Here is a 20,572-nt window from a genome sequence, read left to right on the forward strand (position 1 = left end):
CAAAAAAATGTAAGGGCGAATTTTGTATTCGCTCCGATGATCACGTCATTTCGAGGGCAAGTCTTCTACTTGCCCTGACAACGAACACGTGGAAAACGCTGCGTTCCCAAACAATCTCAAGGAAATGGGCTATTGTCAGCCTTCTATCTGTACCAGCTAATACAAAAACACATCCGGCCAGTTATCATTCCCGGTATGGAAACTCAACCTGGCTGTGTTGTTCATCGGCGAGCCAATCGGCCAAAGGAAAATTTCATAGTCCGCTGTATCATGTTCATGCCCGCCGGTGCTGGCTCCATAGACCAACACATCGCCGGTATTGGCAACCTTGGGGAAATATTCGTGGCTGTATTCCGTTGGTGAATCAAACCAGACTTCCCGCGCCAGCGTGTCTGGGTTAATCTTGTAAAAGACATTACGGCGACCCTTGCCGTGGCCAACATGATAGAGGTACGAGGAATCTGGTGCCCAGTTCAACTCGCAGCCCTCGTTGATCTCCTGCACTGTCCTGTCCGGCTTAATCAGATAAGTGTACACCGGCCCGCCTTTTCTCATGGTTACAGCCAAACTTTGCCGGGCCTCACTCCACGCTGGGGTCTCTAAATGCACAGAGGCCTTGAGCGGTAGATTCTTTCCTGTTTCAAATACCACAGTCTCCTTCCCGGTGGCAAGGACATATTCGACAAACTGGTTAGCCTGCCGCTGAAAATAGACCTTTTTGCCGTCCATAGACCATGTGGGCGTGTTGGCATTTTGCGCCAGTAGCCGGGTTTCGTGCGTGGTCAGGTCAAGCAGCCAGGTGTCCCAGGGATATTTGTTCCGCTGCGAGACCCACAGCTCCTGCGAGCGAGCAAAGACCACTTTGCTGCCGTCCGGGGAAATGCGCGGGAAATACTCGGTGTGTGGGTCTGTGGTCAGGCGAGTCAGCTTGCGGTCTGGCAGCGTGAGCATGACCAAATCGTGGTTGCCAAAGCGGTTACTACTCCAGATGACAAAGCCACGCAGCTTGGCAAGAATGGGATCTACCTTGAGTTCTGCTTCGGCAACAGGCACTGGCTCGCCAGGTTTGGGTGGACGGAAGGCACCCATCTTGCCCACTTGCCGCACTTGGAAGGCAAACACGAGCAACCCCGTAGCCAGAACAGCTCCTGTCAGCACAAGCAACCTCTTTTTTCCGCTCCAAGCTAAAGAGTCCTCACTTTTTCTCCCAACAACAAAGATAAACAGGCTCATGGCGATAATGCCCAAGCTATAATCAACTACCTGGCTCCAGATATGCAAAGCCAGCATGATCAGGACGGAAGTACCCTTGGCAGCACCGAGGGCAGTTAAGGCCAATGCGCCTCCTGCCTCATAGGTGCCAAAGCTCATGAAAGACGGCACGGGTAGGGCACTGCTGGCCTCGGCACTGACCAAAGCGACCAGCACTGCGGTCAGTTCATGTCGCATTTCTGGGAAGGAGGGAAGCGCAACGCCAAGGAACAGCAGATAGAGGCCAAAATATTTAAAGAGCCGGACAGCAAGTGACAGCAGCAGCACCCTGCCAATAATGCCAGCCTGCCGTGCCTGTTGCAAAGAGTGCGCTGTATCCTCGATCAATTTGACCAGCTTGGTGAGCAAAGTGCCAGAACGAAGGTGGGGAAGTCGTTTACTTACCCCTTGGAGAAGCGGAAAAAGAAAAAAGAGGAGGAGTGCGCTGACTCCCATAATCACCAGAAAGACACCGATGAGCCAAAGCTGGACAGCAGCGGCTAGTAATTGCCAACCGATGATGCCAAGTAAGAGCAGGGCCAAGGCAATCAAGTCGAAAACAAAAGAGATTGCCAGTGAGGACAGGCAGGCATCTGCGCCTACCTTGAAACCTCGGTTGAGCATGGCAATGTAGCTCAGTTCGCCTAGACGGGCCGGGAGCATATCAACAAACATATTCCGGCTTTGGGTAACGAGAAAGAGATGAAAAAGACCTGGTACGTCCTTTCGGCTCGTAGAGTTCGTCAGAATCACCCGGTAACGGAGCATCCGAAAGAAAGCCTGACTCAGAGTCGTGAACACATAGAACCCAACACAGAGCAGAGAGGTGTCGGCAAGAATGGAGAACAGGCGTGGCCGAACCGCTTCTTCTGCCGAGCCACTGAAGCCGTTGATCAGCAGACCCAGCAGGAGCAGAGAAACTCCAAGAGAGAGAAGAAGGTTAAGCAAATGGCGGCGGCTCATCACTAGCTCCAGTATGTTCTGCTTCACATGCTTCGTGAAGAGGCTTTTTTGCAGAAGTCATCAAGCAAATTGAAGCGAAGTTCAAATAAGCACGAGTACAGCTCGGTTACCAAGGAGTTGTACTCGGCCAAAGAGGAGTTCTGCCGACTAGCAAAGGAGTTGTACTCGGCAAGAAAGGAGTTTGGCCGACTCAAACTCCTTTGCTAGTCGGCAAGATTCCTTTGCGGCTCACTAGAACTCCTTTGGTACTCGGCCAAACTCCTTTGCAACTCGGCAAGAAAGCAGTTTTGCCAAGCCGAACTCCTCTTCTGCCGAGGACAACTCCTTTCTGGCCAAGGAGAACTCCTTGGCAAACGAGCAGAACTCTTCTCTTGCTTATTTGCACTTCGCTTCAACCTGCTTGCTCATCACTGTCAATCCTTGTTGTTGGCTTATGCGGGAGTTCTTCTGTACGATCCAGGTCGGTATCATTCCAGGAGGCCGGGTCGTTTAGTGATTCGAGATGGGTGAATGCGGTCATATTCGGCACTGCCCGACAGATATCAGCTTCAATCTGTTCCACAAGTTCGTGTCCTTTATGCACTGTCCAGGCACCAGGTACCAAGACATGGAGCGAAACAAAGCGGCGTGCTCCGGCCCGGCGGGTACGTAAGGCATGGAATTGCACATGGCTTTGGCTATGTTGATCCAGTACCCGTTGAATAGCCGCCAGTTCTTCTGTAGGTAACGCAGTGTCCATCAAACCTAAGACCGAGCTGCGCACAATGTGGAATCCTGCCCAAATAATATTGCCAGCTACAAGCAAAGCAACAAGGGGATCCAGCTGCTGCCAGCCTGTAAGCGCGACTAAACCAACTCCCAGCAACACGCCTGCTGAAGTCCAGACATCTGTTAGGAGATGATGGGCATTTGCTTCTAAGGTGATAGAGTGATAGCGTTTGCTGGCCTTTAATAATAAGAGGGCAACGAACAAATTTACCAGAGAAGCCGCGATTGAGACGAGCAAACCCATGCCGATTTGCTCGAGCGGTTGGGGAGCAAAGAACCTTTGGACAGCAGCTATACCGATACTGACCGCAGCGATCAGAATTAAGATCCCTTCTGCGCCACTGGAGAAATATTCCGCCTTGCTATGCCCGTAGGCATGGTCTTCATCTGCTGGTCGGGCAGCAATAGTCAGCATAGCAAGAGCCATCAGCGCACCAGCAAGGTTGACCAGCGACTCTACAGCATCAGAGAGCAAACCAACAGAGCCTGTGAGTAGGTAGGCTACTGACTTGAGGATAATAGTCACGAGAGCAGCAGCGATAGACAGCCACGCAAAGCGGGTCAGGGAGACAGCTGGGTTTGCAGGGAGGATATCGGTTTTCATTATTGCCCTTGTGGTATTTCTTGCTCACGCGCAGGTGCAGTGCAAAGCCGTCCCAGATAGACTAGCCCACCTATGAGAGAATAGCTGACTGTAGTACCGAGAAAGAGGAGGGCCAGGGATCTGGTTTGCAGTTCGCTCATCCCTGTCCAGCTAAAGAAAAAGACATAGCCAACATCACGCAAGCCCAAGCCGAAGATAGATATCGGTAGGGCTTCCATAAGCGTAATCAGGGGGACGAAAGCACTGAAGTAATAGAACGGCACTTGCGCATGGAGGGAGAGAGCAAGTAACCAGACAATGGTGATCACTGAAAGTTGGAAGGCAAAAGAGATGGCCATTACCTGGGCTAACAATCTGCGGTTGCTGCCGTAGGCCTGAAAGGAGAGAAAGAACCTTTCCGTTAGGTTGACAAGGAGCGGGAACCGATCAAGCCGAGTAAGAGCTAAGAAGATACGCACAGGCTTCTCTTTACTGAGGGCAACCAGCACGGCTAGGAGCAGCAGGAGGATTGCTAAGGGAATAAAGAAGAAAAGGAGATTGCCAAACTGCTGGGCCACCAATATTGAGGACAGTAGGCTGAGGATTACCAAAGCGATAAAGCCGGAAAAGCGGTCGGCAAAGACCGAGGCAGCAGACCGGACTGTGCATTTACTTTTCTTGGCAATGTCATAGATACGAAAGGAGTCGCCGCCAATGTTGGAGGGGAGGAAGAGATTATAGAAGCTCCCGATTAGATAGGTGCTTGTCAAAGTGGAGAGGGGGAGCTGTACGCCATCAGCGAGGAGGAAGAGTTGCCATTTCAGGGCACTGGCAGCCGTGTTTAAGAAGAGCAGGACAAGGATCGGTAGGAAGTAACGCCAATCAATGGAAGCCAAGAGGCCATGCAGATCCTGCACTGGGATCTTCCAGTAGAGCAACACCATAAGCGTGCAGCTGAACAGTACCTTGCCAAGCAGGAGCAGCTGTTTCTTCATACTACTTGTCCTGCTTGCCGACTATTAACCACCTTCGCAGGCACACCAACAGAGACGGTGTAGGCCCCTACGGATTTGGTGAGTACTGCTCCTGCCCCTGCGACACTCCCTCGACCCATATTCACGCCACCCAGCACCGTCACACGCCCACCCAGCCAGACATCAGCTTCTAAACGCACGCCACCGTCTTGCCGAATATCCTGCTTGCGAATCGGCAGATCTGATTGATCGAGGTTATAAATATTATAGGTACCACCACCCACGATCAAGCACTGTTGACCAATCAGGCAGTCTGGGCCTATCTTGACTGGACAACCGTTTGTTGATTGCACGATAGTTTGGGAATTAATCCCACAGTGATCGCCAATGCTGATGGAACCGTTTTTGCAAGAGAGCATAACATTGTTTGATAAGATAACGTTGTCGCCTAGGCTAATAGAGATGTCATTGCTCTCGTGCCGAGCATCCAGGATACAACCTTCACTCATTACCACTGCCTTGCCAAGGCGGATTTTCCCTGGTTGCCGTAGGGTGATGCCTGGCGCGAACATACAATCTGTACCACATTCGGCAAACAGACGGGGCCAGAATTTCTGCCGGAGCAGCATCCCGATTGCTCCTGGTAACGGCCCAAGCAACAAACACCATTCGTAATAGAGTAGGGCAGATAACGAGCGATTGCCAACCATGAGGTCTTGGTATTTGGTCAATGGCGAACCGCTGCCAGTTACCGCCTGGTGAGTTTTCTGCATGGCCAAGTGCGTTGGAAAAGAAGAAAGAGTAGCGTTTCACTGTGCCTGAATACAGTACCCTGAGCCAGGGGCACTGCGCAACTGCAAACCTGTCCTGTAGATTTACCCAGACCACCCGGATCTTACAGATTCAAGCCCCGCAACACCCCACCGTTGGAGAACACGTCGAGAATGGTCAAGGCCGCAGGCTGGACATCAAAGAGCAGGTACATGCTTGGTGGCAGGCCAAGAGCCAAGCAAATCATGGTGCGGATGACTCCTCCGTGCGCAACAACCCCCACCTTGCTGCCTGCTGTGCTCAGAATACCCAACATCGCCTGCACCCGTTGGATAAAGTCAGCTACAGCCTCCCCTTCTGGAAAGGTAAAGTCTGTGTAACGCTGCCAGGCCTCGATACGGGCTGGATCAGCCGCAGCTATTTCGCTGAACGTGCGTAACTCCCAGGCACCGAAATCAATCTCCTGGAGCCGTTGGTCATAGATTGCGTGCTCAATCTGACAGCCCTGCTCACCTAGGTAGGCCAGGGTTTGGCGAGCACGGAGCAGCGGGCTGCAATACCAGGTTTCCACGGCCTGAAGATGCGGTTCGATGAGGCTGTTGAGACGTAAGAGGCCTTGGCCAGATAAAGGCGCATCAGTGCGGCTGCCGAGCAAACAGCCAGGCAATGCCGCTGCTGGCCCGTGCCGGAGCAGATAGAGACAGGTACTTGCTTCTTGATTCATATCTCTGGTGGGTTTGCTGTAGAGTGCCTGGGGTGATTGGAGGTGAAATGCGGTCTGCCTGCCGCCTGAGTGTCTTGCGCAAAGGTATTCTAATGGCTCCTGGCTGGCTATTCTAATCCCTCTCTCCTTCCTATTCTAATGGCTCTTACAGAGGGATTAGAATCCCTCTCTCCTTCCTATTCTAATGGCTCTTACAGAGGGATTAGAATCCCTCTTGCCTTGCTATTCTAATGGCTCTTGCAGAGGGATTAGAATCCCTCTTGTAGAGCTATTCTAATCCCTCGTGCTCTCCGGTTCTAATCCCTTGGCCACAGCTCTTCTTATCCTGTTTTGCGATCTTTTTCCACCCGAAAATGGCGAAGAATCGCTTGACAAAAGATCGGCGGTTGTATTAAGCTTAAGTGTAGAGCTGAATTCTTTCTCTTATATAATTTTTTTTCTCTGAGGAACACGGACATGGCAAGCATTCAATGGCGACCTGAAGTCAATGCCCTTACGGTTCCTCAGTCGTACAAGATGCGCTACCTGCCTCAAAAGACCGTGGGGAGTGAGGTCTTAGCTGCGGAGATTGCCGCAGAGGTTCCTGGTGTCACCCCGGAACAGATGCAGCTCGCTCTGCAAGTTATGGCCCGAAGGATTCAGCAGAATCTGATCGCTGGCAACCAGGTAACCCTGGAGGACGCATTTACTTATACTCTGGCCCTGACTGATAAACTGGAGGATCCAGACAGTCCGCTACCGCCGATAGATGAGGTTCTCCAAGTACGGATTTACGCTTCTCTACCCTTTGTCAAAGAGATACGGCACGCGGCCCATTTAGAAAGGCTAGCCCTCGTAGAGAAGCTCCCCGTGCTTGCCAGTGTCAAGGACTCGCTGCTCAAGCTGGATGAGGTTCTGCAAGCTCAGAGTGTGCTGAAGATTACGGGCAGCAACCTGATGTTCAATCAGGAGGATGCAGAATGCGGTTGCGTGATCGAAGGCACTCGGAGTGGCAGAACAGTACAGACTAAGTATGTCCAGACCTCGCAGACAGAGATCTTGTTGCTGCCGGATATTCCTAGCCAAGAAGAGGCATGGAATAATGAATACACTCTGGTATTCAGCACCCGCTACTCCGAACATGGGACTTTGCGTACCAGTACGTACAAAAGGAAGTTGCGCTCGCCACTGGTAGCACTTATCTCCCCGGCTACGAGTGTGGGTATTCTGACGGGTAATGCCGCAGAGCCTTACGTAGTCATTATGGACGGTGAGGTCAGTGCGAATGAGAGAGTGCGGATTCAGGCAGTGGTAGATATTCGGGATACGAGTCGTCTGCTGTTTAACCTCCTGGATATGCAGGAGGGAGGTAAGGCAGGCCTAGAGGTAATCGTGACAGAGAACGGACTTTATACCTTGCACGGTTTTACTGGTTCTGCGGTTAGTAGCCTGGAGATCAAGGTGATGAGCTTCGACCAGCTCATGAACTTGACCAGAAACGGTTACGCAGGTAGGTTAGTGGATATTTTAGATGTGCGCACAGCGTAACCTGCTTCGAGCAGGTTACAATAGGGATACAAAGGTATCTCACATAATGAAACACCGGAGGGTGGTAAAAATGAAAACAATGAATAAGAAGATAACAGGGATCGCAGCTGCAGCTTTGCTGCTAACAGGGATTGCAGGGTCGGTGTATGCAGCTGATGTTTGCTGTACCGACGGAACAGTGCATGAGGCTGGTGCTTCATTTCGTAATTTTGATACTGGGTTTGCTGTCGGAACCACTCATGGTGTCAAGCTTACCTGTGAGAGTGGTCTTACTACTAATCCTGACTGGACTGGTACTCCAGCAAGATATTTCGAGCTACCAGGCACCCCAAAAGATGCAATGCTTGCTACTGCCTTGACTGCCCTTGCCGACGACAAGAAGGTAAAGTTCTGCCTTGCTAACGCAAAAGATCCGTCATCGGGAACCAATGTAAACGGCCATGTCAAATCAATCTATGTAACAACCACAGCTGTTACACCGTGAGGCTCTATATCGCAGGCTAGGTTTGTCGCTCTTTCCTAGCCTGCGTCCTTATCCCCCTGATGGAGGCTGCCTGTGTTTGTCTATAGAGGCAGCCTTTTGGTCTGTATTGACATGCCTGTGTAGGCAGTAGTCACCTGTTCTAACTACCCTCAGTTTTCACTTTCAATTTGCTTGGATGCAGAGCAGCTAGAAGCAGAGATGGGACACCTGAATCATCACAGCTACGGAAGAATGGCGCAGCGACTGGGTCAGTATGTTCCTGGTGCTTTTGTCTCTGCAACCCTTGTTGAGATTCTCAAGCAACTCGTCACTGAAGAAGAGGCGCAGTTGTGCTCGCTGATGCCACTGCGCACAGTGCCTGCGGAGAAGATGGCACGGGTGTGGGGTATGGATGCTGAAGAGGCAAGGGCAGTCCTAGATCGGCTGGCAGGGAAGGGGGTGGTGTACGCTTTTGCTGGCGATAGCGGCACTGCTTATGGACTGGCTCCACCGGTATTGGGCTTTGTTGAATTCTCCCTTATGCGTACCGACGGTAAGCTGGATGCAAAGCGACTCTCTGAGTTGTACTACCAGTATTGCCAAGTGGAGGGCGACTTTGTTCGTCAACATGGAGCGATATCCTCTCCTGCCTTCACACGGGTCTATGCAGGCGAGGATGTCTTGGAAGATGTCGCTGCCGAGGTGCTTTCCTATGATCGGGTTAGTGTCGGTATTGAGACGGCAACCTGTATTACAGTCGGACTGTGTTATTGCCGTCACAAGATGGAGCATATGGGGCAGGCCTGTAATGCGCCGCAAGAAGTATGTCTCACCTTTAATGAGGTGGCGAGATATCTGGCTGACTACGGTATTGCCAAGGAGATCTCCAAAGAGGAGGCACGCCGTATCGTCAAAGAATGTATGAACGAAGGTCTTGTTCAGATTGGCGACAACACCAGGAGCGGCCTGGCGGTTATCTGCAACTGCTGCGGCTGCTGTTGCGATCTCCTTCTTGGCTATAGGCGGTTCGGCAGCAGTGGACTAATCAGCCCGTCAGCTTTTCTCGCTGCAATTGATCAGAACATCTGTACCAGCTGCGGGATATGCGCCAAACGCTGCCCGGCAGGTGCAATTGATACCGCAGGAGACAAACCGATGGTGAAGCCTAAGGTCTGTCTAGGCTGCGGTGTGTGCGCCCGCTTCTGTCCTAATGATTCGTGCCACATGTATCCCAGAACGCCGCGTCCCTATATCCCAAAAGATTCTATAGAAAAGATTCTGGTCTCCGCTGTCCATGCAGGCAAGCTGGGCAACTACTTGTTCGACAACCAAACAAGCCAACTGCATGCTCTGCTGCGTAGAGCTGTTAATGCAGCAGTGATCTTCCCTCCCATCAAATCCCTTCTACTTTCCAAACTGGTACAGTCTACCATGTTTCGTTTCCTGCGTGCAGGAAAACGCTGCTGATTTTCAAGACAGCTTGTACCCGCTGCCATCTGCTGCTTTCTTTTTACTTCCATTCTGGATGGTAGTTCTTGTATTTTCCGGTTGACAATGGGATGCTTCGTTGTAAGATATGAAGCGAGCGTCATCTTCTATATGGCGGCATCATTACCAACGAAGCGAGACGATTTATGCAAGAAAACAACCTTCCCCGCCGGGAGAGGGAGAGAATCAGGCAGCGGCAGGACATGCTCGCCGCCGCCATCGCGCTTTTCTCGGACAAGGGCTACCACAATGTCTCCATGCAGGAGATTGCCGAGAAGGCGGAGTTCGCGGTCGGCACGCTCTACAAGTTTTTCAAAAACAAGGAAGACCTCTACAAGGCCCTGATCGCGGAGCAGGCGGACCGCTTCCATGCCGCCTTGACCGAAGCGTTGGCAGCGGAAGGCGATGCGGTGGAGCGGCTGCGTGGCTACGTGCGGGCCAAAGGCAGAATCTATATGGACAACGCCGCCTGCATCCGTCTTTATTTTGCCGAACACCGGGGCGCGAGCTTCAACATCAAGGCCGGCTTGGACAGCGAGATCCGCGAACGCTGCGAGCTGGTGCTGCGCCGCTTGGAGAGCGTCTTCGCTGACGGCATGGCGAGTGGCGTTTTCCGCAAAACCGCCGAGCCATACCATCTCGCCTTGGCACTGGACAGCCTCTGCAACGCCTTCCTCTTCCACTGGCTGGAGGGGCGGCAGCCATATCCCGAATCCCCGGACATCATTCTCAATATTTTTTTCCACGGGCTGATGGAAGTAAAGTAGTGGCGAAAAATCTTTCGCCACTACGACAAAATCGGAGACACTATGAAGACAATATATCAACGAAGCCTCCTGCTTGTCCTGCTGTCCGGCAGCCTGCTGACCGCCAGCTGCAAGATGGAAGATGCAAAGACCTGGGTTATGCGGCTCAAAGGCGGCGGCCCGCAGCAGGGGCAACCCGGTCAAGGCCCTCCCGGCTTGCCGGGAGGGCCACCGCCCATGCCTTCGGTGTCCTTTGTTGTCGTGCAGCCGCAGCGCGTGGAGCTGACCGCCGAGCTGCCGGGCCGCACCGCTGCCTACCGGGCGGCGGAAATCAGGCCACAGGTGAGCGGCATCATTCAAAAGCGGCTCTTCACTGAAGGCGCGGATGTGAAGGCGGGCGAGGCGTTGTATCAAATCGATCCTGCGCCCTTTCAAGCCGCACTCGACAACGCCGAAGCAAGTCATTTGGCTTCCCGCAAGGCTGCTGAACGGGCGCAGGCCGCACTGAAAGCGGGGCAGGCCGACTTGGCGCGCCTGCGGGCCACCTTGAGCCTTGCCCGCAGCAACAGTCAGCGGGCCGATGAGCTGTTCAAGAGCAAGGTCAATTCGGCGGTGCAGCGCGATCAGGCGACCACAGAAGTGGCTGTTGCCGAAGCCACGCTGGCCGCCGCCGAGGCGCAGGTCGAGAGCAGCAAGAGCGCGATAGCCGCAGCGGAAGCCTCGGTGCAACAGGCCGAGGCGGCGGTCAAAACCGCCCGCATCAACCTCAGCTATACCAAGGTCACGGCCCCCATTTCCGGTCGCGCGGGCATTTCCAGCGTCACCGAAGGCGCGGTGGTCACCGCCTATCAGCCTGCGCCCCTGACCACAGTGCAGCAGCTCGACCCCATTTACGCTGACATGCCGCAGTCAGCGGCCAAACTGCTCCAGCTCAACAACGGCGGCCAAGCTGCGAAGAACCAGCGCAAAGTCCGCCTGCTGCTGGAGAACGGCGCGGCCTATCCCCTTGACGGCACGCTCCAGTTCAGCGATGTCACGGTGGAGCAGAGCACCGGCTCGGTGCTGCTGCGGGCTGTTTTTCCGAATCCCGACGGGCTGCTCCTGCCGGGGATGTTTGTCCGCACGCTGATTCAGGAAGGCGTGCGCGAGCAGGGCCTGCTCGTGCCGCAGCAGGGCGTATCGCGCAACGGCAAAGGCCAGTCTTTCGCGCTGGTCGTCGGCGCGGAGAGCAAGGCCGAGATGCGGATGCTGACCATCGAGCGGGCGGTGGAGGACAAATGGCTGGTCTCCAAGGGCCTCATTCCCGGCGACAAGGTGATCGTCGAGGGTCTGATCATGCTCCGGCCCGGCGCGGAGGTGAAGGCCGCGCCCTTTGGGGAGAAGCCGCAGGGCGGCGCAGGGCCGGGGCGGTGAGCAGTGCGGCAGGACGTTGTTTTGTATCTGCGAAACCTCTCCCGGAATGCGTAGAACGTATCGCCGGATACGATGAACGTATTCGGCGATAGGAAAAACGTATTCCAAGATACGTTGAATCGATCTTCGGAGCCGCAGAACGGCTCTTGGCTGCCGTTTTTCGCCTCTGAAGAGCAGAAGAACGGCGCATCAGCATATCAGTAAACCAGAAACAACCAGATCAACATGCCCACCATCTCGATGTTCTACGGCATTCTTGTCTCCATCTATTACGAAGATGCGGGGCAGCACAGCACGCCGCACATTCACGTCCGCTATCAGGGGAAGAAAGCCTCGGTCGCGATTGAGGACGGAGCAGTTTTGGCCGGAGATTTTCCGGCGCGGCAGCTCCGCATGGTGCAGGTCTGGTTAGACATTCATAAAGATGAGCTGCTGGCTGACTGGGAGCTGGCTCTTGCAGGCGAGGAGCCGTTCCGCATTGCGCCGCTGCAATAAGACGGAGATCTTTATGGAATTATTGCTGGATGTAGTCAGCGTGATGCCGCAAAAGGACTGCACTTTGCTCCTCACCTTTGAGAACAACGAGCGACGCATCTTCGACATGGCACCGTACTTGGAGCGCAAGCCGTATCTGATGCTAAAGAACGTGCCGTTGTTTATGAAGGCCAGTGTGGAGAACGGCACTGTGGTCTGGCCGGGCAACATAGACATTGCGCCGGAGACGCTTTGGGATTGTTCGAGGGCGATTCGAGAAGGATTTGAAGGATGATGGAATTCCCTGTTGAATTAGAACCAATCAAGAATGAAGTTCAACGTAAAATTGGAAGAAATTTAATTCTGTTCCAACAGGTTGAACATATAATTAAATGGCTTTTAGCTCGCGCAAAGATCGAGGGGTATAGCAGCGAATGGCAAGCAGTCATTGACCGACAGAAAAAAGCAGTTCATCGGAAGACGTTAGGCCAGCTAGTATGCAATTATGTTGAGGAAATGCAGCCTAAAGCTGCTGTGGAAGACGCGGAAGAGGTACATGACCGCCTAAAAGAAAGCTATATGAAAATTGAAACATGGATGGAGAGTGATGATCCTACATATTTTAAGAGAAAGAAGGAATCTTTGCAGGCTTTAAAGAACGAACGAAACGAATTAGTTCATCATTTGCTGCCTCGCTTAAAGCCGTTGTCTCTTGAAAGCTGGAAAGAGGTAGAACAATACCTTGATTTACAGCGTGATAAAATATCGCCTGAGCTTGATGAACTCATAGGTAGAGTGCAAGCTATCCAAGAGGCAGGAAAGATGCTTCTTGAATTTCCAGATCCTGAGGAAGGAACACCTTGACTGACAGGACAAGATGTTAATCCGCAGACAGCGATGTGTGAATACAGGGATTCACTCCCTCAATAGGCTGTCTTTGCCGAAGAACCTATCCCGGAACACGCAAAACATAGTGCCAAATAGGCAGAAGCATACCCTCGGCATGGTCGAACCATACCTGAGGATAGGACAAAGCATACCATCGGTATGCTTCAACCATACCAAAGGATACGTTGAAGCATACCTCAGCTATGGTTCAACCTATCGCAGCAGGCATTCAGCCATCAAAAAGAGCGGCAGATCAAGTCTGCCGATTACCACCAGCACCCAAGGGAGAATCTGATGCTCTCGAAGTTTTTCCTCGACCGGCCCGTGTTTGCCTGGGTCATCGCCATTATTATCATGACCGTCGGCCTGCTGGCGATCTGGAAGATGCCGGTGGCGCAGTACCCGCCCATCGCGCCGCCCGCCATTGCCATTGATGCCTTCTTCCCTGGCGCGTCGGCGGAGACTGTGGAGAACACGGTGACGCAGATCATCGAGCAGAAGATCACCGGCCTGGACGACATGATCTACATCTCCGGCACCAGCTCGTCCTCCGGCAGCTCGCGGGTAGAGCTGACCTTTGCGCCGGGCACCGACCCGGACATGGCCTGGGCCAAGGTGCAGAACAAGCTCCAGCTTGCTCTGGCGAGCTTGCCCGACGTGGTGCAGCGGGCAGGCCTGCGAGTGAACAAGTCCACCCGCAACTACCTGCTGATCGCCGCCCTGATTTCAGAGGACGGCAGCATGGACAGCAGCGATTTGCAAGACTACGCAGCGTCGAGTCTGGAAAAAGTGCTGTCGCGCGTTGAGGGCGTGGGCGAGGTCGAACCGTTTGGCTCGCAGTATTCCATGCGGATATGGGTGAACCCTGACAAACTGACCAGCTACAGCCTGACCTTTGAGGATGTGGCAGCCGCTCTGCGCGCGTACAATGTCGAGGTCTCGGCTGGACAGCTCGGCGGACAGCCTGCGCTGCCCGGCCAGCGGCTCAATGCGCCCATTGTTGTCCAGCATCTGCTGCAAACACCGGAGGAATTCGCCGAAATACCGGTGCGGATCAACCCGGACGGCTCGGCGGTGCGGATCAAAGACATTGGCCGCACTGAGCTGGCCAGCGAACGCAGCGATTCAGTCACCCGGAGCAATGGCAGGCCCTCGGCAGGCTTGGCCATCCGTCAGGCAGCGGGTGCGAACGCTCTTGCCACGGCTGACGCGGTCAAAGCCAAGCTGGCGGAGATGAGCAGATTCTTCCCGCCGGGCCTCAAAGTGATTTATCCCTACGACACCACGCCTTTCACCAAGGTTGCAATCCATGAGGTGGTGAAGACCCTCTTTGAAGCGGTCTTCTTGGTCTTCATCATCATGTATGTGTTCATGGGCAACATCCGCGCCACCATCATCCCGACCATCGCGGTGCCGGTGGTGCTGCTCGGAACTTTTGCCGTGCTGGGTTTTTCCGGCTATTCGATCAACATGCTGACCATGTTCGCTATGATTCTCGCCATCGGCCTGCTGGTGGACGACGCGATTGTGGTGGTCGAGAACGTCGAGCGGATCATGAGCGAAGAAGGGCTGTCGCCGAAGGAAGCCACGGCGAAGTCTATGGACGAGATCACCAGCGCCCTGATCGGCATCGGGCTGGTGCTCTCCGCCGTGTTTGGGCCGATGGCCTTTTTCCCCGGCTCGACCGGCGTGCTCTACCGCCAGTTCTCCATCACGGTCATCTCCTCGATGCTGCTGTCCGTGGTCGTGGCCCTGATTCTGACCCCGGTGCTCTGCGCCTCCTTCCTCAAGCCAGTCAAGGCCGGGCATTCGCCCTCAGAAAGCGCGATCTTTTTCATGCGGCCTTTCTTCACGGCCTTCGAGTTCTTCTTCGGCGGCATCCGCGCCTTGTATGTGCGCTTCGTCGCCTTCTCACTGCGGGTGAAGATCATCTTTCTAGTGGTCTATCTGGTGATTGTGGCTGCCTCCGCTTTGCTTCTCCGGCAGATGCCCACCTCGTATATTCCTGATGAAGACCAAGGTCTGCTGATGGTGCTGGTGCGGCTGCCTGCTGGCTCGACCTTGGATCAGACCGAGGCGGTGCTGACCAAAGTGCGGAGCCATTTTTTGGACACTGAGAAAGACGCGGTGGCTGCGGTTATGACCGCAGCCGGGCGGAGCTTTGGCGGCTTGGGTCAGAACATGGGCATGAGCTTTGTCAAGCTGAAGGACTGGGGCGAACGGCAGCGGCCTGACCTCAAAGTCAAGGCGGTCGCAGGCCGGGCAATGCGGGTTTTCTCGCAGCTGAAGGAGGGGCAGGTCATGGCCTTTCCGCCGCCGCCCGTGATGGAGCTGGGCATGGCCACCGGCTTTGACTTCCAGCTGCAAGACCGGGGCGGCCTCGGCCACGAGGCATTGACCGCCGCCCGCAACCAGCTCCTCGGCATGGCCATGCAGGAGCCGCGCTTGATGGCGGTGCGGCCCAACGGCATGGACGACACGCCCGAATACCGCGTGGATGTGGACTGGGATAGGGCAGGCGCGCTCGGCGTGCCGCTCGGCTCGATCCACAGCACCTTGGGCACGGCCTTTGGCAGCAGCTATGTCAACGACTTCATCCAAGCAGGCCGGGTGAAGAAGGTCTATGTGCAGGCCGACGCGCCGTACCGTCGCCTGCCCGAAGATTTAGACCGCCTCTACGTCCGCAATAAGGAAAACAAGATGGTGCCGTTCTCCGCCTTTGCCACGGCCCGCTGGAGTCTCGGCTCGCCCAAGCTGGAGCGCTTCAACGCCTTCCCGTCCATGAATATCCAAGGCCAGCCCGCGCCCGGCCACAGCACCGGCGAGGCGATGACGATCATGGAGCAATTGGCTGCCAAGCTGCCGCAAGGTATCAGCTTCGACTGGAGCGGCCTGTCGTATCAGGAGAAAATGGCGACCAAGCAGGGGCCAATCCTGTATGCCTTCTCGATCTTCGTCATCTTCCTCTGCGTAGCCGCGCTGTACGAGAGCTGGACGATTCCTTTCGTCAACCTGCTCATGCTGCCGCTGGGCGTGTTCGGGGCGATAGTCGCCAGCTCGTGGCGCGGGATGCCCAACGATGTCTATTTCCAGATCGGCTTCCTGACCACGATGGGCCTCTCCACCAAGAACGCCATCCTGATCATCCAGTTCATCAAGGAGCGGATGGCGGTGGGGCAGGGATTGACGGAAGCCACGCTCGATGCAATTAAAACAAGGTTCCGCCCAGTCATGATGACCTCGCTGGCCTTCTTCTTCGGCGTGCTGCCGCTGGCTCTGGCCAACGGCGCGGGCGCAGGCGCGATGAACGCCCTCGGCACGGCGGTCTGCGGCGGAATGCTGTCCGCCACCTTTATTGACTTGGTGTTTATTCCGCTGTTCTTTGTGCTGGTATCAGGGATGTTTGCAGGGAAGGGTAAGGAACTGGCCTGATTGCTCGGCAGCAATCGGAGGATGCGGCTCTCGTGCCAACATCAAGGAATTACAATAATTAGCAATCAGGTTGAAGTGAAGTTCAAATAAGCAAGAGAAGAGTCCTGCTCGTTTGCCAAGGAGTTCTCCTCGGCAAACGAGGAGTTCGGCTTGGCAAAACTGCTTTCTTGCCGAGTTGCAAAGGAGTTTGGCCGACTAAAATTCCTTTCCTAGTCGGCCAAACTCCTTTGTGGCTCACTAAAACTCCTTGAGTACTCGGCCAGACTCCTTTTCTGCCGAGTACAACTCCTTTGCAAGTCGGCAGAACTCCTCTTGTGCCAAGCCAAACTGCTTTGTAAGCGAGCAAGAAAGGAAGAGTAACTCAGGGGTATGCGAAAAACACCGCACCTATTCTGCCAAAACTTAAGGCCACCTCAAAAGGCGGCCTTGGTTTACAGCGAGATGCAGGAAGGATTCTGTTTACTTCTTGGTATGGCAAGTGGGGCAGGCCAGTAGCTGAACCGGCGGGGTCTTGGTGCTGGTCTTATCCTTGTGGCAGCCCTGGCAACGGCCATGCCCTGCGCGCTGAATCGGGGAAATACCAGGGAGTCTGCCATCCAAAGACACGCCATCGGCATTCTTGTTATGACAGGTATTGCACTTCTGTTGCTTGGTCTCGCCTGCTTTATAGGGAACCTGCTTGCCGTCTGCACCTTTGCCATGATGGCAGATGCCGCAGTCCTTCAGACGGTTCTGATGGTCGCGATGCGGGAAATAAGCAGGATTGGCGGAGCTTGGGCTACCATCGGTGATCACGAGATGTTCTGGCCCCTGATCATTCTGGGCAGAAGTAATGGTCATGACACCTGAGCCGCAGATCAGTGCCAGAGCAGCACCGAAAACTAATGTCTTCCTCATACAAACTCCTCCTTAATGAACGGATGTAACAGGGTTCTAACCAATGAAGTGATAAACAACCTGTTGTTCAGTCGTCTTCTTTTTATCGCCTTGATATAGCTCGACTGCTCTGTTGTGTCAAGCGAAGAGTTGCCGCTGCAACAGCAGACAGCTCAGTTGGAGCCATAACTGTGCAAGCCAGCCAGCAGATAGTTCACTCCGAAATAAGTAAAGAACACCGAAACAAAGCCAATCACCGCCAGCCAAGCGATGCGATTGCCGCTCCAACCTCTCGTAAAACGAGCGTGTAGGGTCAGGGCATAAAGAAACCAGGTGATAATCGACCACGTTTCTTTGGGATCCCATTGCCAGTAAGTGCCCCAGGCTTCGTTGGCCCAGACCGCGCCGGTGATGATCCCTGCGCTCAACCACATAAAGCCAAAGATAATGGTCTTGTGGATCAGGTCGTCGAGTGTTCTCAGCTCAGGCAGACTACCAATCATAGTGTCTGCGGCGAATTTGCGATTATGGGCAACCTGCTTGAGCAGATAGATAATGCCCAGACCGGCAGCCACGGCAAAGGCCCCGTAACCAATGAAGCAAGTGATCACATGGGCGATCAGCCAGTTGGACTGGAGGGCAGGAACCAGGGGGCTGATGTCCTTGCTGAGGCTTTTATCAAGCGAAGTATAGGCCAGCGTGATAAAGGGGATGGGCATGACAAAAGCTCCGATCACTGGCAGCTTGAACTTCATCTCTAACAGAACATAGAAGATGGTCGCGCACCAAGCAAAGAAGAGCAGCGATTCATACATGTTGGTCAGTGGCGCATGACCGATGCCTGCCTGATAGGATTCGTACCAGCGTAACCCGAGACCGACAGTCTGGGCAAGAATACCAAAGAGGGCCAGGATCAGCCCAGCCTGCCCGGCTTTTTTATTCCGAAAGACAAACAGGCCAATGTAGCAAACCGAGGCCAGCAGGTAGGCTAAGGTCGTGATACCGAAAAGCTGCGAGCTGTTCATGATTTCAATTTCTCAGCAGATTAAATGGTGAGATCAAACGCGCCTGCTGCCGAAGCCTTCGGTCAGGGCAGCGAAGGTCTTTTCAAAGCCGAGGCTGTTCTTGTTGGCCTGGCCGACAAAGACAACTACGGTTCCGCCGTTCTCCTCATGCACATAAGCCCAGATTTTGCGATGCGACATGAAAAAGGCGGCGTAGAGACCGAGCAGCATCAGGGCGCAGCCACTGTAAACCCACCAGACTCCAGGATCCTTAGACACTTGGAGACCTGTGGCGTAATGCGGGCCAATTTTGAGTTCATATTTGGTACCAGGCCGCTCAACAATCACCGGCCTGCCGTAGCTCATGGAGAACATCGAAGGTGGCCCCTGCGAGTCCATTAGCCAGATGTTCATTTCTGTGGTCATGCCTGTGCCGTTTGGAACAGGCACACTGTTAGCCTCCTGGATGCGCAGCATTCCCTGGCCACCGCCTTCCTCTTGCCAGCTATGTGTTGCATCCCATTTCTCCGGGTTAACCGGAAAGACCATCTTTTTACCAGTCTTCAGGTTGGTCAGATGAATGATCGGGCTGTGCATGTCATTATAGCTCGACTGGTAGAAGGTGACACCCTTGTAGGTTAGCGGCTTATTGACCTCAATTTCCTTAGTCAGCACCTCTTTCCCCTGCTCAATGATAGTCAGGCCGGAGACATAATCCTTGGGCATCCCGTTGTCGTAAAAATCAATATCAAAAAAATTGCAGCGGACAGTGAAGCTCAGAGGGATTTCGCTTTCATCAGCATAGGAGAAAATGCGGCTCGTACTGGCAGTCTCCGGCAGAGATACACCGCCTTTAAAGGCGAACTGTTGGTTTTTCAGAATCTTCTTCGCTACTGTCGGGGAGCCGATGACCGCGCCTAGCAGGATAATCAGAATGGAGATGTGAACAACATACACTCCGTAGCGGGTCCAACCGCCTTTCTGGGTAAAGAGAAGGATACTGTTCTCCTTAGCGGCGCGGGAGGCGGTCTTCCAGCCTTTGTCACTAAGATAATCAGCGACCTGCCGGGCTGCTGTCTCTACCAAGCCGCTGACCTGCACCTTGTGCTGCATTTTCATCTTGAGCAGCTGCTCAGGCTCGGTATCCAAATTGTCCTTGCGCACCAAACGGATTACGCCTGGCAGTCGGTCCAAACTGCATACGGTCAGGTTCAGACTGAACGCGGCCAGCAGGGTGAGAAACCAGACCGAGTTGTACATGTCGTCCAAGTTGAGAGCCTGAATCACTGCCGCCTTTGATTGTCCCCATTTCTCAATATAATGCTCATCAGGCTGGTTCTGCTGGATGATTGTGCCAATGATGGAGGTGGAGGCAAGCAAGCCTATGAGGAACAGGGCAAGTTGCACCGAGGCCCAAAAAGCCCAGACCGGATTTTTTGCTTTGGCAGCCATATATTGAAACAATGCCTTGAAAGGAGAAATAAAATAGAAATAGGGGCAGAAAAGACAAACAAATGCTCGAATCATTCAAGCATAGGCCAGAAAAGCTGTCAATCTTTTTTCCCTATAGGATAGGCTCGAGCGCAGAGAGGCAACGGAGCGGAGAATGTTCTGTTGTCAGAAAATGACATCCATTGGTGCATCGTCGGGCGGGTCGTTATCCGGCTCGTCTGCTGGAAAAATATCTGGCGTGAACAGCTCCTGAGCTGCGCGACCATGTTTGGCATGTTTTAACTCTGGCAGGACATATTCCCGGATCTTCTCAATTTCATGGGGCAAACCTCTGTCCTCGCGGCAGACTGGACACTCTTTGACATGGCTGTCCACAAATTGCATCATGCGGCCAGGAGCCATAGTCTCCTGCTTGACGTGCGTGTGCCATTCTTTGACCAGGCGAAGCAGCTGATTGCATTGCATAGAAAACGGTGACTGTGCTCAGAGGGTTGACGGGGGAGGGTCAGCGACAAATAGATGACCTATTATAAAAAAAGTTGTATTTCTGGTCAATATCTATTACAAAGAAACATCCACACTGTCTCTTTGCGCTGGATTATTGGAGCGCAAGCGGGGCTGGTTGGGTATCTAGCTGTTTCGGAAGTGGAAAGGGTACTGGTGGCCCTCCCGGACTTCAAATCCGGTGTGCCGGGTGAACAGCCTGGCAAGTGGGTTCGATTCCCATGCACTTCCGCCAGATTGAGTTGTATAAACTAACCACCAACAAAAAAGG

20 protein-coding genes and 1 tRNA gene are annotated in these 20,572 nt (G+C 53.8%); 11 read left to right on the plus strand and 10 right to left on the minus strand.

Translation table 11 applies throughout. The features are described 5' to 3' along the window. Nucleotides 1–156: 156 nt before the first annotated feature. The gene (locus ACNKIB_RS09540; RefSeq protein ID WP_417910315.1) at nt 157–2,214 is read right to left on the minus strand and encodes a lysylphosphatidylglycerol synthase domain-containing protein; all 2,058 of its coding nucleotides are present in this window, start codon (nt 2,212–2,214) and stop codon (nt 157–159) included. 69 nt (nt 2,215–2,283) lie between these two features. On the opposite strand from ACNKIB_RS09540, the gene ACNKIB_RS09545 reads away from it, so the two are divergent. Beyond that, nucleotides 2,284–2,421, plus strand: coding sequence for a hypothetical protein (locus ACNKIB_RS09545; protein ID WP_417910316.1), 138 nt, complete (start codon nt 2,284–2,286; stop codon nt 2,419–2,421). 184 nt (nt 2,422–2,605) lie between these two features. Here ACNKIB_RS09545 and ACNKIB_RS09550 read toward each other — a convergent pair whose 3' ends face one another. The 4 genes from ACNKIB_RS09550 to ACNKIB_RS09565 form a co-directional block, all read right to left on the minus strand. Next, nucleotides 2,606–3,586 carry a cation diffusion facilitator family transporter gene (locus ACNKIB_RS09550; protein ID WP_417910317.1) on the minus strand — a complete coding sequence of 327 codons (981 nt, stop codon included), beginning with the start codon at nt 3,584–3,586 and terminating at the stop codon, nt 2,606–2,608. Further along, nucleotides 3,586–4,560 (minus strand): lysylphosphatidylglycerol synthase transmembrane domain-containing protein, encoded by a 975-nt coding sequence (locus tag ACNKIB_RS09555; protein WP_417910318.1) that lies wholly within the window; start codon nt 4,558–4,560, stop codon nt 3,586–3,588. The genes ACNKIB_RS09550 and ACNKIB_RS09555 overlap by 1 nt, the downstream gene beginning before the upstream one ends. After that, nucleotides 4,557–5,312 carry an acyltransferase gene (locus ACNKIB_RS09560; protein ID WP_417910319.1) on the minus strand — a complete coding sequence of 252 codons (756 nt, stop codon included), beginning with the start codon at nt 5,310–5,312 and terminating at the stop codon, nt 4,557–4,559. The genes ACNKIB_RS09555 and ACNKIB_RS09560 overlap by 4 nt, the downstream gene beginning before the upstream one ends. Nucleotides 5,313–5,434: 122 nt before the next feature. Continuing rightward, nucleotides 5,435–6,034: a histidine phosphatase family protein gene (locus ACNKIB_RS09565; protein ID WP_417910320.1), complete on the minus strand. Its 600-nt coding sequence runs from the start codon at nt 6,032–6,034 to the stop codon at nt 5,435–5,437. A 456-nt stretch (nt 6,035–6,490) separates the two neighbouring features. Here ACNKIB_RS09565 and ACNKIB_RS09570 point away from each other — a divergent pair, with 456 nt between their 5' ends. The 9 genes from ACNKIB_RS09570 (at nt 6,491) to ACNKIB_RS09610 (ending at nt 16,465) form a co-directional block, all read left to right on the plus strand. After that, on the plus strand, nt 6,491–7,561 hold the full coding sequence (locus ACNKIB_RS09570; RefSeq protein WP_417910321.1) for a hypothetical protein: 1,071 nt from the start codon (nt 6,491–6,493) through the stop codon (nt 7,559–7,561). 70 nt (nt 7,562–7,631) lie between these two features. Then, nucleotides 7,632–8,045, plus strand: a complete 414-nt coding sequence (locus ACNKIB_RS09575; protein ID WP_417910322.1) for a hypothetical protein — start codon at nt 7,632–7,634, stop codon at nt 8,043–8,045. A gap of 198 nt (nt 8,046–8,243) precedes the next feature. Next, nucleotides 8,244–9,491 carry an ATP-binding protein gene (locus ACNKIB_RS09580; RefSeq protein WP_417910323.1) on the plus strand — a complete coding sequence of 416 codons (1,248 nt, stop codon included), beginning with the start codon at nt 8,244–8,246 and terminating at the stop codon, nt 9,489–9,491. 167 nt (nt 9,492–9,658) lie between these two features. Beyond that, nucleotides 9,659–10,279, plus strand: a complete 621-nt coding sequence (locus ACNKIB_RS09585; RefSeq protein ID WP_417910324.1) for a TetR/AcrR family transcriptional regulator — start codon at nt 9,659–9,661, stop codon at nt 10,277–10,279. 216 nt (nt 10,280–10,495) lie between these two features. After that, entirely contained in the window at nt 10,496–11,671 is a 1,176-nt protein-coding gene (locus ACNKIB_RS09590) for an efflux RND transporter periplasmic adaptor subunit (protein ID WP_417910359.1), read from the plus strand. A 225-nt stretch (nt 11,672–11,896) separates the two neighbouring features. Further along, a complete protein-coding gene (locus ACNKIB_RS09595) occupies nt 11,897–12,166 on the plus strand; it encodes a DUF4160 domain-containing protein (protein ID WP_417910325.1) in 270 nt (89 codons plus the stop codon). A gap of 13 nt (nt 12,167–12,179) precedes the next feature. After that, nucleotides 12,180–12,440 carry a DUF2442 domain-containing protein gene (locus ACNKIB_RS09600; protein ID WP_417910326.1) on the plus strand — a complete coding sequence of 87 codons (261 nt, stop codon included), beginning with the start codon at nt 12,180–12,182 and terminating at the stop codon, nt 12,438–12,440. Beyond that, the gene (locus tag ACNKIB_RS09605; protein ID WP_417910327.1) at nt 12,437–13,009 is read left to right on the plus strand and encodes a hypothetical protein; all 573 of its coding nucleotides are present in this window, start codon (nt 12,437–12,439) and stop codon (nt 13,007–13,009) included. The genes ACNKIB_RS09600 and ACNKIB_RS09605 overlap by 4 nt, the downstream gene beginning before the upstream one ends. 318 nt (nt 13,010–13,327) lie before the next feature. Then, a complete protein-coding gene (locus tag ACNKIB_RS09610) occupies nt 13,328–16,465 on the plus strand; it encodes an efflux RND transporter permease subunit (RefSeq protein ID WP_417910328.1) in 3,138 nt (1,045 codons plus the stop codon). A gap of 237 nt (nt 16,466–16,702) precedes the next feature. Here the strand turns inward: ACNKIB_RS09610 and ACNKIB_RS09615 are convergent, their stop codons facing one another. The 5 genes from ACNKIB_RS09615 to ACNKIB_RS09635 form a co-directional block, all read right to left on the minus strand. Further along, nucleotides 16,703–16,852 carry a hypothetical protein gene (locus ACNKIB_RS09615; protein ID WP_417910329.1) on the minus strand — a complete coding sequence of 50 codons (150 nt, stop codon included), beginning with the start codon at nt 16,850–16,852 and terminating at the stop codon, nt 16,703–16,705. Between the two features lie 72 nt (nt 16,853–16,924). Next, nucleotides 16,925–17,362, minus strand: coding sequence for a cytochrome c3 family protein (locus ACNKIB_RS09620; RefSeq protein WP_417910330.1), 438 nt, complete (start codon nt 17,360–17,362; stop codon nt 16,925–16,927). Nucleotides 17,363–17,514: 152 nt separating this feature from the next. Then, entirely contained in the window at nt 17,515–18,366 is an 852-nt protein-coding gene (gene ccsB / locus ACNKIB_RS09625) for a c-type cytochrome biogenesis protein CcsB (protein WP_417910331.1), read from the minus strand. 33 nt (nt 18,367–18,399) lie between these two features. Next, nucleotides 18,400–19,797, minus strand: coding sequence for a cytochrome c biogenesis protein ResB (gene resB / locus ACNKIB_RS09630; RefSeq protein ID WP_417910332.1), 1,398 nt, complete (start codon nt 19,795–19,797; stop codon nt 18,400–18,402). Between the two features lie 165 nt (nt 19,798–19,962). Beyond that, nucleotides 19,963–20,262, minus strand: coding sequence for a hypothetical protein (locus tag ACNKIB_RS09635; protein WP_417910333.1), 300 nt, complete (start codon nt 20,260–20,262; stop codon nt 19,963–19,965). Between the two features lie 176 nt (nt 20,263–20,438). Between ACNKIB_RS09635 and ACNKIB_RS09640 the strand changes: the two genes are divergently transcribed. Then, nucleotides 20,439–20,536, plus strand: a tRNA-Sec gene (locus ACNKIB_RS09640). The last annotated feature ends 36 nt before the right edge of the window (nt 20,537–20,572 follow it).

This window comes from Candidatus Electronema sp. PJ (genome assembly GCF_048287395.1).
In the GTDB taxonomy this organism is placed as follows: Bacteria; Desulfobacterota; Desulfobulbia; order Desulfobulbales; family Desulfobulbaceae; genus Electronema.

Bases quoted from the DNA above. Each gene is read 5' to 3' on its own strand.
- ACNKIB_RS09540 (WP_417910315.1), bottom strand. From the start codon at position 2,214: ATGAGCCGCCGCCATTTGCTTAACCTTCTTCTCTCTCTTGGAGTTTCT.
- ACNKIB_RS09550 (WP_417910317.1), bottom strand. From the start codon at position 3,586: ATGAAAACCGATATCCTCCCTGCAAACCCAGCTGTCTCCCTGACCCGC.
- ACNKIB_RS09555 (WP_417910318.1), bottom strand. From the start codon at position 4,560: ATGAAGAAACAGCTGCTCCTGCTTGGCAAGGTACTGTTCAGCTGCACG.
- ACNKIB_RS09560 (WP_417910319.1), bottom strand. From the start codon at position 5,312: ATGCAGAAAACTCACCAGGCGGTAACTGGCAGCGGTTCGCCATTGACC.
- ACNKIB_RS09565 (WP_417910320.1), bottom strand. From the start codon at position 6,034: ATGAATCAAGAAGCAAGTACCTGTCTCTATCTGCTCCGGCACGGGCCA.
- ACNKIB_RS09570 (WP_417910321.1), top strand. From the start codon at position 6,491: ATGGCAAGCATTCAATGGCGACCTGAAGTCAATGCCCTTACGGTTCCT.
- ACNKIB_RS09575 (WP_417910322.1), top strand. From the start codon at position 7,632: ATGAAAACAATGAATAAGAAGATAACAGGGATCGCAGCTGCAGCTTTG.
- ACNKIB_RS09580 (WP_417910323.1), top strand. From the start codon at position 8,244: ATGGGACACCTGAATCATCACAGCTACGGAAGAATGGCGCAGCGACTG.
- ACNKIB_RS09585 (WP_417910324.1), top strand. From the start codon at position 9,659: ATGCAAGAAAACAACCTTCCCCGCCGGGAGAGGGAGAGAATCAGGCAG.
- ACNKIB_RS09590 (WP_417910359.1), top strand. From the start codon at position 10,496: ATGCCTTCGGTGTCCTTTGTTGTCGTGCAGCCGCAGCGCGTGGAGCTG.
- ACNKIB_RS09595 (WP_417910325.1), top strand. From the start codon at position 11,897: ATGCCCACCATCTCGATGTTCTACGGCATTCTTGTCTCCATCTATTAC.
- ACNKIB_RS09600 (WP_417910326.1), top strand. From the start codon at position 12,180: ATGGAATTATTGCTGGATGTAGTCAGCGTGATGCCGCAAAAGGACTGC.
- ACNKIB_RS09605 (WP_417910327.1), top strand. From the start codon at position 12,437: ATGATGGAATTCCCTGTTGAATTAGAACCAATCAAGAATGAAGTTCAA.
- ACNKIB_RS09610 (WP_417910328.1), top strand. From the start codon at position 13,328: ATGCTCTCGAAGTTTTTCCTCGACCGGCCCGTGTTTGCCTGGGTCATC.
- ACNKIB_RS09620 (WP_417910330.1), bottom strand. From the start codon at position 17,362: ATGAGGAAGACATTAGTTTTCGGTGCTGCTCTGGCACTGATCTGCGGC.
- ccsB (WP_417910331.1), bottom strand. From the start codon at position 18,366: ATGAACAGCTCGCAGCTTTTCGGTATCACGACCTTAGCCTACCTGCTG.
- resB (WP_417910332.1), bottom strand. From the start codon at position 19,797: ATGGCTGCCAAAGCAAAAAATCCGGTCTGGGCTTTTTGGGCCTCGGTG.
- ACNKIB_RS09635 (WP_417910333.1), bottom strand. From the start codon at position 20,262: ATGCAATGCAATCAGCTGCTTCGCCTGGTCAAAGAATGGCACACGCAC.